The sequence below is a fragment of the Teredinibacter turnerae T7901 genome, assembly GCF_000023025.1.
In the GTDB taxonomy this organism is placed as follows: Bacteria; Pseudomonadota; Gammaproteobacteria; order Pseudomonadales; family Cellvibrionaceae; genus Teredinibacter; species Teredinibacter turnerae_B.
The window spans coordinates 2,249,896-2,263,865 of record NC_012997.1; the positions used below are offsets into that span (position 1 = coordinate 2,249,896).

General features: G+C 46.5%; 13 protein-coding genes. 12 read left to right on the forward strand and 1 reads right to left on the reverse strand.

Going from position 1 to position 13,970, the window contains the following annotated elements; genetic code table 11:
- Positions 1-174: 174 nt before the first annotated feature.
- Positions 175-1,122, forward strand: a complete 948-nt coding sequence (locus TERTU_RS09575) for a hypothetical protein (protein ID WP_015817775.1) — start codon at positions 175-177, stop codon at positions 1,120-1,122.
- A gap of 427 nt (positions 1,123-1,549) precedes the next feature.
- Positions 1,550-2,755, forward strand: coding sequence for a serine hydrolase domain-containing protein (locus tag TERTU_RS09585; RefSeq protein ID WP_015819392.1), 1,206 nt, complete (start codon positions 1,550-1,552; stop codon positions 2,753-2,755).
- Between the two features lie 663 nt (positions 2,756-3,418).
- On the opposite strand, the gene TERTU_RS09590 is transcribed toward TERTU_RS09585, so the two are convergent.
- Entirely contained in the window at positions 3,419-3,820 is a 402-nt protein-coding gene (locus TERTU_RS09590; protein WP_015818498.1) for a beta/gamma crystallin-related protein, read from the reverse strand.
- Positions 3,821-4,485: 665 nt separating this feature from the next.
- Here TERTU_RS09590 and TERTU_RS09595 point away from each other — a divergent pair.
- The 10 genes from TERTU_RS09595 to TERTU_RS09640 all read left to right on the forward strand — a co-directional run bounded on the left by TERTU_RS09595 (position 4,486) and on the right by TERTU_RS09640 (position 12,637).
- On the forward strand, positions 4,486-6,744 hold the full coding sequence (locus tag TERTU_RS09595; protein WP_041590163.1) for an SMP-30/gluconolactonase/LRE family protein: 2,259 nt from the start codon (positions 4,486-4,488) through the stop codon (positions 6,742-6,744).
- A gap of 563 nt (positions 6,745-7,307) precedes the next feature.
- Positions 7,308-7,598: a putative quinol monooxygenase gene (locus TERTU_RS09600; RefSeq protein WP_015820408.1), complete on the forward strand. Its 291-nt coding sequence runs from the start codon at positions 7,308-7,310 to the stop codon at positions 7,596-7,598.
- Positions 7,599-7,716: 118 nt separating this feature from the next.
- The gene (locus TERTU_RS09605) at positions 7,717-8,454 is read left to right on the forward strand and encodes a class I SAM-dependent methyltransferase (RefSeq protein ID WP_015817426.1); all 738 of its coding nucleotides are present in this window, start codon (positions 7,717-7,719) and stop codon (positions 8,452-8,454) included.
- A gap of 230 nt (positions 8,455-8,684) precedes the next feature.
- Complete coding sequence (locus TERTU_RS09610; protein WP_228378321.1) at positions 8,685-8,903, forward strand: DUF1059 domain-containing protein; 219 nt, start codon at positions 8,685-8,687, stop codon at positions 8,901-8,903.
- A 28-nt stretch (positions 8,904-8,931) separates the two neighbouring features.
- The gene (locus TERTU_RS22465; RefSeq protein ID WP_041590164.1) at positions 8,932-9,144 is read left to right on the forward strand and encodes a GNAT family N-acetyltransferase; all 213 of its coding nucleotides are present in this window, start codon (positions 8,932-8,934) and stop codon (positions 9,142-9,144) included.
- Positions 9,145-9,171: 27 nt separating this feature from the next.
- Entirely contained in the window at positions 9,172-9,903 is a 732-nt protein-coding gene (locus TERTU_RS09620; RefSeq protein WP_015817526.1) for a carbon-nitrogen hydrolase family protein, read from the forward strand.
- Between the two features lie 153 nt (positions 9,904-10,056).
- Entirely contained in the window at positions 10,057-10,611 is a 555-nt protein-coding gene (locus TERTU_RS09625; RefSeq protein WP_015816780.1) for a sugar O-acetyltransferase, read from the forward strand.
- Between the two features lie 587 nt (positions 10,612-11,198).
- Complete coding sequence (locus TERTU_RS09630) at positions 11,199-11,615, forward strand: hypothetical protein (protein ID WP_041590165.1); 417 nt, start codon at positions 11,199-11,201, stop codon at positions 11,613-11,615.
- Positions 11,616-11,740: 125 nt separating this feature from the next.
- Positions 11,741-12,085 (forward strand): hypothetical protein, encoded by a 345-nt coding sequence (locus TERTU_RS09635; RefSeq protein WP_143876283.1) that lies wholly within the window; start codon positions 11,741-11,743, stop codon positions 12,083-12,085.
- A 60-nt stretch (positions 12,086-12,145) separates the two neighbouring features.
- Positions 12,146-12,637 (forward strand): hypothetical protein, encoded by a 492-nt coding sequence (locus tag TERTU_RS09640; RefSeq protein WP_041590167.1) that lies wholly within the window; start codon positions 12,146-12,148, stop codon positions 12,635-12,637.
- The last annotated feature ends 1,333 nt before the right edge of the window (positions 12,638-13,970 follow it).

The window sequence follows — 13,970 nt, forward strand, 5'->3', positions numbered from 1 at the left end:
AGGCGAGCTATTATCCGTGGGCCTGATGTTTCGGCTCCTACATGTGTGGCTGCCAAAACGATTGTTTTGGCAGCCACAGCATTCCCTAGTTCGCGCATACCTGAACATCTCACTAAATTAAAATAAAGCATGCGAATATTCCAATATCATCACCGATGAATCTAAGGAAAACGTATGAAGACGCCACATGAAATCTCAAAAAAACAGAGTCGTCAGGCAGTCACAAATACTGAAACGCACAGTGGAGAGTATTGTGGCGCGATGTTTCTCGATAATCGGCCCGGTACAGCGATCCAAAAAAAGATTGTAGCGGGTGGTGGTGATGCTACGCAAACGGCCGCCGTTGATACAAATACATCGAGTGATGTAAAGCCTGCTGCACATCGTTCAGTTGCTTCTGCTCCAATGCAACGGTTGATTATTAGTGTCGGTGGGCGAACACTGAGTGAGGATACAACTCGCGATGTTGGCTGGATTACCGCATCCACGTTACAGGTGGCGCTGGATCACGGCGGGCAGGGACAGGATATTATTGAATACGCTGAGCTGAACGGTTACTCAAAAATTAAAGCTGATGAGAATATCTATTTTGTCGGGCATGGAAGTAAGGGATATATTGGTACGCGCGATCCCGCTGAGCTTGCTAGGGCAACAGGCCTGATTCTCCCTGAAGATTATCAGGGTTCGATAATTTCTCTGAACTGTTCCTCGGGCGCTACAAAAGATGAAGCCAGCGAAGACTCCGGAGTGGACGCATTCGCTGACACTATAAAATTAGATGGGGTGGTGGTGGCAGGGCCGCAGGGCGTCAGCCTTCACCACCCCGCGATTCCCGGAAAAGTTCGTGCTATTAAAGATGGGCATTATCGTCCGGCGGTGTTGTCGAAAATACTTGCTATGCAAAGCCCGATAGATGAGGCTTGGAGAACCGCGCGAGATCAAGTTGTACAATCCAATGCTTATATAAGCGCTGCGCCAGCTGAACAAATCAAGATGCTCGCGGGCGCTTCCATCGAGCTTTCCGCGAAATTTTATGTCGACTTAGTGGACTGGGCGGATAAAGAAGGGCACCTGTATCCCGCCGATGAGCCTCACTTGGCTGTAAAGTATACAAGTGAATAAATGTACACAAGTGAATAAAGTACACTATGTGATTTTCTACTGGTCGAGCACATATTTTCTAGAAAAAGTAACCGCGTTTGCATGGTAAAGCTACCAAGTTTTCTGCTTTGCCTACAATAAGGTTGGCTTGCTCGCGCTCTCGCGAGTAATTGTCCCCGTCTGAACTCCGCCCCATCCAGTCAATGTACGCTGCGTGCGCTGTGGCTCTCCATTTCCGCTTTGATCCAGCTGGAGTCTGTGGAAGTACTATGGATTCCGTTTCGCTGCTGATTCGGTTACTCTCATTATTTCGCGCCGTTGTTCGCGCTAAGTTCAGGCGTGCGATATACCCTGCGTTGGGGGTCCGAATTTCAGCAGAAAATACCCTCGGCGCTGACTCTTCTTTCAAAAAATAGAATAAGTTCACATAAATACAAAAAGGATACATATGTTTGCCAAAAAAATGTTTTTGCTACTGTTGTACTTATGGTGCGTATGCAAAGCAGATTACGCATTTTCTGCGGGCGACGACGATTTCCGTCAGCTGCGGGAACAGATAAGCACTGCAGCATTGGCAGAGCTAGAGGGCACTGGTACTCCTTCCATTCAAGTCGCTGTTCGCTACGGTGAGAGCTTGTCGTTCAACGGTGCATTTGGCTTGGCTGATGTAGAAAACAACGTTCAGGCGACAGCCAGCAGCAGGTACCGCACCGCATCAGTCGCCAAATGGTTTACTGCCACAGCCGCTATGAAGCTTGTCGACGGTGGGTTATTGGATCTGGATGCACCGATACAAAAGTATTGCGCGGCCTACCCTGTAAAATTTTATCGAATTACAACAAGGCATTTGTTAACACATACGGCCGGGGTGCGCGGGTATCTTGATTATGATGAACTTGTTGCCCAAATATCTGACTCAAAAGAGCTGGCCAAATTGAATTTGCGCCGGCTCGAAGAAGAGGCAAGCTTTTACCGGCGCTATACCGATATCACGGCCCCACTGGAAACGTTTAAGAATGACTCGTTGATATTTGAGCCCGGTAGCAACTGGATGTATACATCTTTCGGATACCGCCTGCTGGCCTGTGTATTGGAAGGGGCTTCACATATTGAATATCGGCAATTGATGAATGATTTTATCTTCAAACCTGCTGGAATGGAAAGTACCGTACCCGACGATGCCTGGGCCATCATCCCAGGGCGCGTGTCGGGTTACTATTTAGGTCGCGATAAAAGCATTCGGCGGGCAAATATGCGGGACGTAAGTGAAAATCTCCCCGCTGGAGGTTATTTATCGACCGCAAGTGATTTGGTTGCCTTCGCCTCGGCGTTCAACCACTATTTACTCCCCGAGTCCGTAAAAACTACGATGCTCGTACCCGCCAGGGTCGTAAAATTGGATATAGATACGCCGTACTCCTGGCGAGACGCTATGCCTAATGCCGATAAATACGGCGCTGGCATCATGCTCTTTTCAAAATACGAACAAGGTATGATCGGACATACAGGAAGACAGGATGGCGGGTCGTCGATTGTGGTTTTAATTCCTTCCAAGGATTTGGCGATCGCTGTCATGACCAATGCGAAAGGTTGGAACGGGTATATGGACTTTACAATGAAGATAAAAAGCCTTGTAGAAAAGTATTATCGTTAAGAGACAATAATTTCGGTTTTTTCGATAATTACTATTCAAACAGAGCATGTATCTTATCGCCGGTGTAGGCTCACGCGACTGATTAATGCTCGATATGGTGAAAAGTAGCCAAACGGCTGAAATGCTGGTTTAGTTGAGGTACTATTTTAGCCCGCTTGAGGATTGATTATAAAACGAAGGAGAGATGTTCAGTGAAAGCTATGATACTTGTTTGTGCTTGTGTATTTTTAGCGTCATGTGTTAATTATAAAGAAATGAGCGCCGCCGAAGTAGGGTGTCTACCTAAAGATATCGTTATCGAAGATGCAAAAATGGGGGCGACTAATCATACGTGGGTCGCCATTTGCTAAGGGGAGCAATACATTTGTTCCTCCTACCCCACTGGAGACCACGGTGGTGTGGCTGCAAAATGCACCACTAAGAAGTGATAGAAATTCCATGCTCTCCTCGAGGAGCTTTTTCAGTGCGATTCAAATAATGGTTAAAACTATTTAAACCAAGCTTGCGTGAGCTTAAGCCCCCACGGGAATTAGAAAACGCCCAGCTTTAATGCTGGGCGTTTTGTTGATTTGCGCTTACCTGTGGCGTTGCTTCGGTTTATCCTCCTTTGTTTGGATGCAAGGTGCGAAGCGGAATGTATTTTTCATGTAACGTTTTTTTACGTTAAGGCTGGTAACAGTTGTTAAACTTTACCGACGAAGCTTCGTCATTAAAGTAGTAGGGACCATTGTTCAACGTGTTAACGTTTTGAGTGATAACGCGATTGGACCCCTGCCAGTTATCGTGTTGGTAGATTGTGATTTCCGCCCCATTAAACAGTTGGATGGACGTGGTTCGGTCGTTGAAATTATTGATTTTGCTGAGGGAGTTGATATCAAGGCAGTCACTTACCGTCACTGCTCTCCCAGTGAAATCGTTGTTTTCCCACAGAATTGCGAGCGGTGTGCCAGATGCCATTGCTGTGGCGAGCGTAGCCTTTTGCGGGCTGGTTAATTCTGCATGCGCAGCAGCAGTAAAAAATAGCGCTGCAGCGAGTCCAGTGTTAGAAAGAAATTTTGATAACATACCAATCTCCTATTAGGTCAGTTATATAGCTATATCACAAGCTGTTAGCACCAGTTTGGTGGCGGCCAAGGATATTCTTGCGTTCACGTTTGAGCTTAGCGGCGCTTTTGCGCGCGTAGTACAAGAACATAGGCGCCATTGCAGTTGATGCTGACTTTTCTATCAAGGCTCTACCGCATGTATGCGTACGAGCGCAGTAAATTCTCACCAAATTGAGTCAGGTTCGAGTGAAAATGCTAAGTAGTGGTTAGCCGTATTTTTATCTTTGAGCTTCTGAGACTTTTTCGACTTATTAACCCGTTAAGGATGGCAGCCACGCTTTTTCTGTAAACTTAATCTTTTTTGGCCAGGTAGTAGTGATTGTTGCGGGTATCGCATTTTTCACTTTAGTTCTGTTAGAAAACGGTCCGTACGCTATTTAGGCTCGTTTGTCAGTTGTTGCTTGCTAGGTGCTGTTTAAGCAAGCTGATGATCAATGGCGTTATTTGATCTGGACATGTGGTTAGAGATGATATTCGTAAAAGTTTGTTAAAGGCGCCACCGATAGTTTCACTTCTTCGCTAGAATTCCGCCTTTGGCCTTGTTGCAGTCAAGAAATTTGCACTGCGTTCAGCCAGATCGTTAATTTAACGGGATTGAAGTATTTTTTGATGGAGTGCAAAGAAATGAATAGTTGGTGCCCACCCTCTGTTTCCCGCGGGGTAATTGGTTTTGCTATTGTTGTATTGACTGCATGTGGAGGTGGTGGAAGTGATAGCTCGGGCGGTGGGCCTACCGCCCCCACGTCTGTTCCGACCGTGGTCCCGAGCGCAACGCCTTCTCAGCCTCCTGTAGTGGAAGACAAAACGCCTGCTGAGTTCAGTTTTACCGCCATCAACGGGGTTGAGCCTGCTGCCGTAGTTGAATCCGAGTCTGTGGAGATCAGCGGTATCAACGTCGCGGTCGACGTCACTATCCAAGGTGGTGAGTTCAGCATTGAAGGTGCAGCCTTCACAAGCTCTCCAGCCACAATCACCACGGGCAAACATTTAAAATTGCGTGCGACTGCGGGCGCTTTCGGCGAAACAGTGGAAGTGCAAATAACCGTTGGCGATACTCAAAAAACTTTTCATATTGTTACTCGAGCACCCGATCTCGAGCCCGAGTCGTTTACTTTTGGTGAACTGACCGATGCAGATCCGAATACTTATCAGGTATCAAATGCGGTGAGTATTCAGGGGATAGAAGCTGCAGCAGTTATCAGTATCACCGGTGGCGCTTACTCGATTAACGATAGTGACTTCGTAAGCTCTGCTGGCACCATCAAGAATGGCGATAAGCTGGTTTTACGCGTTACTACATCCACGCAGTTTGAATCTAACACAACCGCAAGCGTTTCTGTTGGCGGCTATTCAGCGCCGTTTAGTGTTAAAACTCGCGCGCCCAGAATCCAGCCGGACGCCTTCAGCTTTATTGAATCGATTTTTGTCTCAATGGGTGCGTGGAAAACGTCGCCTCCAGCTGTGATGCATGGGCTAGAAGTCAGTACGGGGATTACTGTAACGAACGGCCGTTATAGAGTGGGCAGTGCAGATTTCACCGATCAGCCTGGTACGATTGGGCCGGGGGATACTGTGTATGTTCAGGTGCTGGCGGCTGATCTGCCAGATACCGCCGCCACAGTTACTGTGAATATTGGTGGCGTAGAAGCGCAGTTTACTGCAACGACAGCGCCGGACTGGGACGCACCTACCGGAGAGATTCTTTTTCCTCCGCGTGTCAGTCTCACAAACTCATTGCTTAACCCAGTGCGTGTGCGAGTTGCTGACGATTTTGGCATCAGTCAGGTGAAACTTTTTGTGGTGGACCAGTTAGGGCGTTCAGACACGCAATTTTTGTGGCCGAACGAAGAGAAGACTGAGTGGACCGGTAATCTGCGGTTGGCTGAGACAACATCAACCGTTGTTTTACAAGTTAAAGATGCGAGCGGCAACTGGGAGTATGCGGCAGATGAAATCGTAATCACGCGTGCTTCCGACCAGGAAACCGGCTTTCCCTCGACCGAAACGGTTTCTCTGCCAGATAACTGTTGTTTGTTCGCGATGGATACCAAGCGGAATCGTTTTATACTCGGTGACAGCAAGTCTATGGTGGCGGTAGATATTACCGATGGCAGTCGAACCCAGTTACCAGCGCCACCTGAGGCAACCTCCAGCTACCAAGGTGATACCTTTATCGACGACGGGGACACTTTAATTTTGCTGGACAGAGACGGTAAAAAAATCTATCGCTATAGCCTAAAAAATCCGCAGGATGCAGAGATTAGTGTAATCGCCAGCTCTGATGACGGAAAGGACGTTGATGTTGGCTGGCCAAATGCGGTCACCGCCAATGCGGATGGAAGTCTGCTTTATGTCGCAGATAGTCTGTCTCGTTCAATTTACTCGGTGCACCCTGTTACAGGCGACAGAAAACTAATTTCGGACAACACGATTGTGTCTGATGTGGATTTCGCAGCAAATATCTACGATATTATTGCGGTGGATAGCGATCGTCTACTGGTACTACAGGCGAGCGATAATGAAAGCCTGATATGGGTAGACATTCAAACTGGTAAACGTACCCTGAATTCTCAGTCTGCAACACGCGGAATTAAAAGCGCGTTGATAAAAGACATGAATTTTGACCCGGCTAATCAAACAATTCATATGCTCGGCACAGTCGCTCCAGACAGTTTCTATCCGATTACAATTAGTGTGGACGAAACTTCTTATGAGCGGATATCCCCGGCAAATGACAGTTCGTCACCCGCAAATGGCTATGCGGAATACGATTTTGACAATGGATTTGTTTATTTCACCGGCGGATCGGATAACATCACGAATATTCGGGTGCTGGATCCCGTATCTCTGCAAACCATGTTTTTGTCTAACGACGTTAAATAAACCATTTAGCAATACCCTGCTACGGGGCATGTTATCAAGACGTGCCCTGTGAAACTTGTCCGGTTCCTGACTCTCCGCTACTCTCTGGCTGTGGCTGTCCGCAGCCACTCAACATGGCGCTTTGCCCCGCATTTCCCTGCTTGTCACTGAAGCGGCGTATACTAGGGCCTGTTAACACTAATTCAATTCGCTCTGCTGGAGCCTGTATTTTCAGGATGAAAGGCATTTTTGGCGTTGTTTAGCGGGCTAAACGAGCGAAAAATAACGCATCAGCCTGGAAATACAGGCCCAGCCCTGCGGGTTGCGGCTAAAATCCCGCTCTCAGCGTTGTTTATCGCTCATTTGGAACAACCAAACTATGCTCCAAACGTCGGGGTGCCGCATCACTCGATAGCGAAATTTTAGCCGCAACAGAATGAATCGAATTAGTGTTAACAGGCCCTAGCATTCACATGTAGGCGATACGGCACTTGCTCTCAAGAACAGGTCATGTTGTTAATTAGCTCGCGTTGCAGGCTGAGCGCGGCCGAATGTACGCATGGCTCCAGACTTAAGGAAAATCTATGGTCTCAAATACTGAAAAAGTCGTTTTGAGAGGGTTTATCGATATTCCGTCTTCCGACCTGGCGCTGGTTTTGCGAGAGCTGGCAGTACATATTGCGCTCACTAGGCAGGAGGAGGGCTGTTTAATATTCGAAGTGTCCGAAGTCGAGGGTGAACCCTGCCGGTACAGGGTGTATGAGGAATTTAGCAACAAATCGGCGTTTGAGTTTCATCAGCGGCGTGTAGCGGAGTCAACCTGGGGTAAAGTTACCAGGAACGTGGTGCGCAATTACGAAATTTCCGGCGTTTAGGGGGGCTCCGCTATCTGCTGATGGTAGTTCGGCGAAATCGGTGCGTAACAGCGCAGGGTGCCACCAAAGCGCAGGTGACGGAAGCAGTCCAGAAAGAGGGATATCTTGCGGGGCAGATATGAAAGAATTGTACGATGGAATAGGGAGAGGCTATAGCACCAAGCGCTGTACGGACCCTAAGATCTATGCCCAGATCGCCGCTAAGCTTCAGGGCGCAGGTAGCATTTTAAATATTGGTGCAGGTTCTGGATCTTATGAACCGGAAAATATCCCGCTCATTGCGCTGGAACCATCGCAGGTGATGATAAACCAGCGACCTGAAGCGTCCCACCCTGCTGTTTGTGGCAGGGCCGATAGTCTACCGTTTCCCGATAACGCGTTTACGCATGCGATGACCGTGTTGTCCATGCATCACTGGCAAAACAGAGATCGAGCCTTCGAGGAAATTCAAAGGGTGACACAACAGCGTTTTACTGCGGTTACCTGGATGCCAGATCTCGCGCCTTTCTGGTTAACTGATGATTATTTTCCGGAGATATTGGATTACGATCGGCAGCACTTTCCATTAATTGATGAGATTAAGCAGTACTTTACCCAGTTAACAGTTAACCCACTGCTCATTCCGCATGATTGCCGCGATGGATTCCTTGGTTGTTTCTGGCAGCGGCCGGAAGCTTACTTACAGCCAGCCGTTAGGGCCTGCATCTCTACATTCACTAAAATTAAATACCTTGATAGCGGCTTGAAAAGATTGCGGGCCGAGTTACTATCTGGAGCGTGGTCGGCGAAATATTCTGCGTTGTTAAGCAAAACTGAAGTTGATTTGGGGTATCGTATCCTTGTAGCTGATTTTTAAGGATATTCATTTCGAACGAGGATGATGGCGCTCATGTTATACCGATAACCCTGAATCTCGCGATTTAAGTGGGAGATCTATGGGTTAGATGAGGTTTTAGGGTGGGGTAGAGGAGTTGGATTCCTGAGATTTCGGCAGGTCAACCTTAGAATGAGAGCTATCATTTCAGGGGCTGTAAGCGGGCCCTTTATAAATTCTGACAAGCAAAGGAGAGAAAGATCGTGAAAAGCATGAAATGTTCGGATCTTGGTGGAGCGTGCGACCTGGAATTTAAAGGAGATACGTTTGAAGAGATAGAGGCGCAGAGCAAGCAGCATGGAATGGAAATGATGCAACAAAAGGATGCCGCACATCTGAAGGCGATGGAAGCAATGCGGGAATTAATGAAGTCGCCTGAAGATATGGAGGCTTGGTACCAGGGTAAAAAGGCAGAGTTCGAGGCATTGTAAGTGCTTTAAAAGCTATTGTGGCTCGTTCTTGCCTGCGTACAATGGCATGGGGTCTGCGACTGAAGCGGCAAGGGCCGTGTTGGCTGCGGAAATGGCGAGGTGTAATTTGAATCGTGTGTGGGCGGTCACCAGCCAAACCAATTCACGCTCAATTCGGTTGTTGCAAAAAACTGGATTTTTATCGAAGCGGACTACGGAAGCGCTCGGTTCAATTGATTACTTTTTTGAGTTCCGTTTGTGAATAGGTAGTAACTTTTGTAAACACACTATGAAAATTGCAGTTGCTCAAATTCGCTCCCCAAACGGCGAGATCAAGGGGGGCATAGAAAATCACATACGTTTCATTTCATCTGCGGCTGAACAGTCGGTCGATTACTTATTGTTCCCTGAGCTTTCGCTCACCGGCTACGAACTTAAAATCGCGAGTTCCCTTGCTCTGCAAAAAAATGACAATCAATTGAACGTGTTTTCACTATTAGCGAAACAACACGAGATGTGTATCTCCGTTGGTATGCCTCTAAATTTGAATGGGTTTGTTCACATCGCGGCTGTCATCTTCGTTCCGGATGGTCGCGATGAGATATACGCAAAAATGAACTTGCATGGCGATGAGAATACCTATTTTACGCGAGGGGAGAATACATGCGTCGTGACTTGTGCAGGTCAGCGAATTTTTAATGCTATTTGCGCAGACACATGCGAACATACGCATTATGCGCTCTGCGGCGAGGCAGGCGCTAGTGTCTACGCGGCTGGCGTATTGGTTTCTAAAGCCGGATATGAAACTGACGCAAGAATTTGGGATGAACAGTCAAAAAATCAAAGTATGTTGCTCGCCATTGCCAATTACACCGGTCGAACAGGCGGGTACGACGCAGCGGGTAGAAGCGCCATATGGTATAACGGGCAGCTATTGGCTGAAGCCGATGAGTCTGCTGAAGCACTTGTTATGGCGAGCGAAACAAATGGCAAATGGAGTGGCTATGTGCAGAACCTGTAGCGCAAAAAAGATTAATGGTGAAACGGTAGTGCGCCCTTTGTTGTCTCCAGAAGTATGCAAAGTATTATTTGATTTTTTTCGGCGCACGTAAAAAGCGGTGCAGTCAACAATCGAATATCTTTATCAAACAAAAATTTTACGAAGTCAGGTTCTATGAAAAGCGAATTAGAAAAAATGGTGGCGGGTGAGCCATACGATGCCCACTGTGAGGAAATGTTGGAAATTAGAACACGCGTAAAGCGCATTCTCCATAAACTAAACGTGACCGAATATTACACCGAAAATTTTAAAGCGGTTACACATGAGCTTTGCCCTAATTCGGCAAAAGATCTGCACTTGGAGCCGCCGTTTTACTGCGATTACGGTGAAAATATTCATGCTGCGGAAGGGGTATTTATCAATTTTGGAGCGGTGATTTTAGATGGATCAACAGTCACCATCGGGAAAAAAACGCTCATTGCTCCTGGGGTACATATCTATACCAACAGGCACCCTGTTGAAGTGAAGGAGCGCCGCGAATGGGAGGATTGCGCACCTGTGACCATAGGTGAAGAATGCTGGATTGGTGGCCACTCAACGATCTGCCCAGGCGTGACCATTGGCGATAGGGCAGTTATCGGCGCTGGCTCAGTAGTCGTCAAAGACATACCGGCAGACTCGCTAGCCGTTGGAAACCCGGCCAAGGTGGTAAAAAAGCTGAATCAGTAGCTTGTTTCAGTTGGGTATTGACTTTTGGGTAGAGCTGGCCCTTGGCGGGTGACATGTAACATTGGCTTTTGGGCGCACGTCACAGGTCAATGCGTCAAGCCTTCTCTACCACAGGCTGGCAAATATCATAAGGTGATGTGTTTATTCACCGTACAGTGCGAAGCGCAATTGCGCGGACGGACTAGCACCACAAATGCTTCTTCCGTATGTTAATTTTCTCGGCACGTGGTTTGGCGCATAGTTCTGCCAAACGGGCTAAGGATTGAGCGCCAGCCTCTGTAAAACGCCGCAAAATCATACTAAATTGCGTTTAATACTCGATTTTTTGTGGAAATTTTAGATTGTATTGGTCGGATATTTGCTTCTGCTGGAAATATTGGATCAGTGGGGTATTTTTCCGATAGTAGCTTTGGAAAGAGGCGTATGCACAGTTTTGTCTGGATAGTTTAGGGTGTTACCCTGCTGTGAGTCGTTTAGGGGTAAGCGCTGCGCGCAAACAGCGAGATTGGCGGGCTTAAGATATATTGGCCTCACGACGAGTTTTTGGAATCGACGTTTGGAAAGCTGTGCTTGGGACGTAGAATAAAATGTTAGCTCTGCAAATGAAAAAGTATCTCTACACATTGATAACACTTTCCGTCGCAGGGTCTATTTGGTTTTTGGTTGATTCGGATAAGCGTACATTGAGAGCTGTATTAGCTGTCAATAGCTTGCCTAGCAATACGCGGATCATAGATCATGCTACTTTCGCTTGGACGGATTATCGAGAAGAGTTTTTCATTACGTTCTCTGGGAGCTATGAAGGCTTATTGGTAGGTAGAGAGTTTTTAGAATGTGAACCTTCTGAAAGTAGTAAAACGGCCACGGCGGGGCTTAAAGCCCACGAGGCAGTAAGGCTTAAACACTGCTATCGTGCAGGCGACTGGCAATCAGAACGCGGTTCCGTAACCGTGTCATTAAACGAAGAAAGATCAAAAGCAGTTGTGGTATTTGATCAGGACTAGGAGCTAACAAGGTTGTCAAATTGACAGTTTTTCCGTCGCTCCTTTTTGTGCTTAATAGCACAAACGGGCTCCTCCAAAACTGCAATTTACAACGGCGTTACATTTATAGCTAAACGGAGAGAAAATTGATCAAAATATCTAAAATAATGTCATTTCTTGTGTGCATATATTCGGTAACGGCATTCGCTGGGACCGCAGAGGGTAAAGTCTCCTGGATACAAGTCAACGTAAATACAGGTTCTCCGAACATTGCATTAGTCAAGTTTTCAAACATGCCTGAAGCAAGCCCTGCATGCGCGACTGATGTAAATGGAAGAATGGCTGTATCCCTTGAATCGGAAGGCGGCAAAGCATTTTATGCAATGGCTCTAGCTGCACAAGCTTCTGGTAAAACGTTGTGGGCTGCCGGTGCAGGCCGGTGTATAGGAGGGGCTGTAGAGGAGGTCGATTATGGCCGACTCAAGAATTAAATGTAACAAATCAATGCAGCCGACCGCTAATGCGTCGGCTGATTGAAGCGTTAGGCAATCATGAGAAAAAGACGTCCGACGATTCGAATTGATAAATGGTTGGTGGCACTTAATCTCGAAGATACTAAAAGAGTTCAGAGAGATGTTGAAGCTCCAGCGTATATGTGTGAATGTGAACTTTGTGCACTGTGGAAATCGAATTACAAAACCGTTTTGCCGCGAGATTACTTAAACCAGCTTGTAAGAGCATGTATTGATCTTGATTACCCTACAGAGCTTTACGAAAGTTCGAATGATATAAACCATTTGTATGTCCGTATTCAGTTTCATATCGTTGGGGAGTTGCTTGAGGGGCCTATTAGCTATAGCAGGAACGAAGTGGGTAGGAATATGTATTATAGCGAGGTTCAAAAATCACCTTGGGTTTCTGTCGCCCTTACAAAACATTCAGGAGCATATGACTATCACCCAGAATACAAAGATTCAATTTCAGGGAAAATAATTCTGGTCGATATGCGGCTGGAATTACCTAATATGGCAAAAAATGCCTAACAAAGCTATCTACCGGACTCCATTTCCGTCGTTTGGCTTCTATGCTGGGAAGCATAAAAGCCAAACAACTACAATTCGCCGGTAATAGCGGCGTTATGCATCGCGAGTATCGAATGAATAAAAAGGAAAGGGTGATTCGAGTGTTGGTTAGCTCTGCATAGTCTTAGCTGGCTTATTCTTGTTGAATCATGCGGTGTTTTCTTTTTGGGTTTCAAGTGGCCCGCCAAATGAATATCCAGATTATTGGTATCAGCAGGGAATTATTTGGTGGTGGAGAGCTACAGCACTCTTAATGTGCGGTATATTATGTCAGTTTAGGTTTGCAACGCTCAAAGCGAGCAAGGTTGTAAAGGCAGTAATTGTCATAAGTGTCATGGGGTTATTGTACCCATATATAAGGGAATTCATTCTTGTAGATATATGCCTGGATAATGGTGGTTCATGGTCTAAAGAATACTTTAGGTGCACAAATGCATAACAAAGCTATCAAGCAGACCTACATTCCGGTGCTTGATTTTGCGCTGGCCGCTACGCTAGCGCAAAACAATCACCTCCATTACGGCTGCTTATAGCGGCGTTATGCAAAAACTAAAAACGAAAATAGATAATGTAAATATCAATGCAGCTTAGAAGAAATCGAAAGATTAAAAATGGGTCTTCTTCTGTCTCTAGAGTGCCAATAGTAGCGCTGTGGAAAATGGTTGGTATGAGCCTTGTCGCTTATTTCATAGCTGCTTCAACTGCAATGCAAATATTAACGAATGGGTTTGTATCAATTAAGGGTGCTAAAGTACCTGCGGAATTGGGATATATAATTGCTGTATTCTGTTTCGTAGTAGCACTGTTATTTACTTGGCTTTCGTTCAAAGATATTCGTGCGCACCTTAGAGGCGGGAGTTAATGCATAACCAAGCCAGCAACCTGACACTGCATGCTACGCTCCATTTTGGTGTGGCTTCGCCAAAATACACCAAAAATCCGCTCCGCACGCAGTGCAGGTTCTAGCGGCGTTATAAAGCGTCGGAAACGTTAACTTTGAAGCGCTATGTTTTCGTTAATCGCTATCGGGTAGCTAGGGATTTGGAGGCTTAAATTGGGGCTTCACTCGCTGCAAGTTGTTGGGTTCTAAATATGGATCCGGCTCTCGGAGAGCGAGTCATCTGCTAATTGGTACCGGTTGTTCATATCACGGTTGTTTTGGCTTTAACAAAGAATTGGCAATTTTGCGCGGTGTTCTCGCTGCTCATTTAAAGTGTGTGGTTGTTTTTTAATATGTCGCAGTGTCTTTTGGTCGCAATAGTTTGTGTTTGTCGCGTAAGCTGTTATAACAATT

Coding starts and splice junctions, on each gene's coding strand:
- TERTU_RS09630 (WP_041590165.1), top strand. CDS start 11,199: ATGTTAGCTCTGCAAATGAAAAAGTATCTCTACACATTGATAACACTT.
- TERTU_RS09610 (WP_228378321.1), top strand. CDS start 8,685: ATGAAATGTTCGGATCTTGGTGGAGCGTGCGACCTGGAATTTAAAGGA.
- TERTU_RS09605 (WP_015817426.1), top strand. CDS start 7,717: ATGAAAGAATTGTACGATGGAATAGGGAGAGGCTATAGCACCAAGCGC.
- TERTU_RS09620 (WP_015817526.1), top strand. CDS start 9,172: ATGAAAATTGCAGTTGCTCAAATTCGCTCCCCAAACGGCGAGATCAAG.
- TERTU_RS09575 (WP_015817775.1), top strand. CDS start 175: ATGAAGACGCCACATGAAATCTCAAAAAAACAGAGTCGTCAGGCAGTC.
- TERTU_RS09585 (WP_015819392.1), top strand. CDS start 1,550: ATGTTTGCCAAAAAAATGTTTTTGCTACTGTTGTACTTATGGTGCGTA.
- TERTU_RS09625 (WP_015816780.1), top strand. CDS start 10,057: ATGAAAAGCGAATTAGAAAAAATGGTGGCGGGTGAGCCATACGATGCC.
- TERTU_RS09600 (WP_015820408.1), top strand. CDS start 7,308: ATGGTCTCAAATACTGAAAAAGTCGTTTTGAGAGGGTTTATCGATATT.
- TERTU_RS09590 (WP_015818498.1), bottom strand. CDS start 3,820: ATGTTATCAAAATTTCTTTCTAACACTGGACTCGCTGCAGCGCTATTT.
- TERTU_RS09595 (WP_041590163.1), top strand. CDS start 4,486: ATGAATAGTTGGTGCCCACCCTCTGTTTCCCGCGGGGTAATTGGTTTT.
- TERTU_RS09640 (WP_041590167.1), top strand. CDS start 12,146: ATGAGAAAAAGACGTCCGACGATTCGAATTGATAAATGGTTGGTGGCA.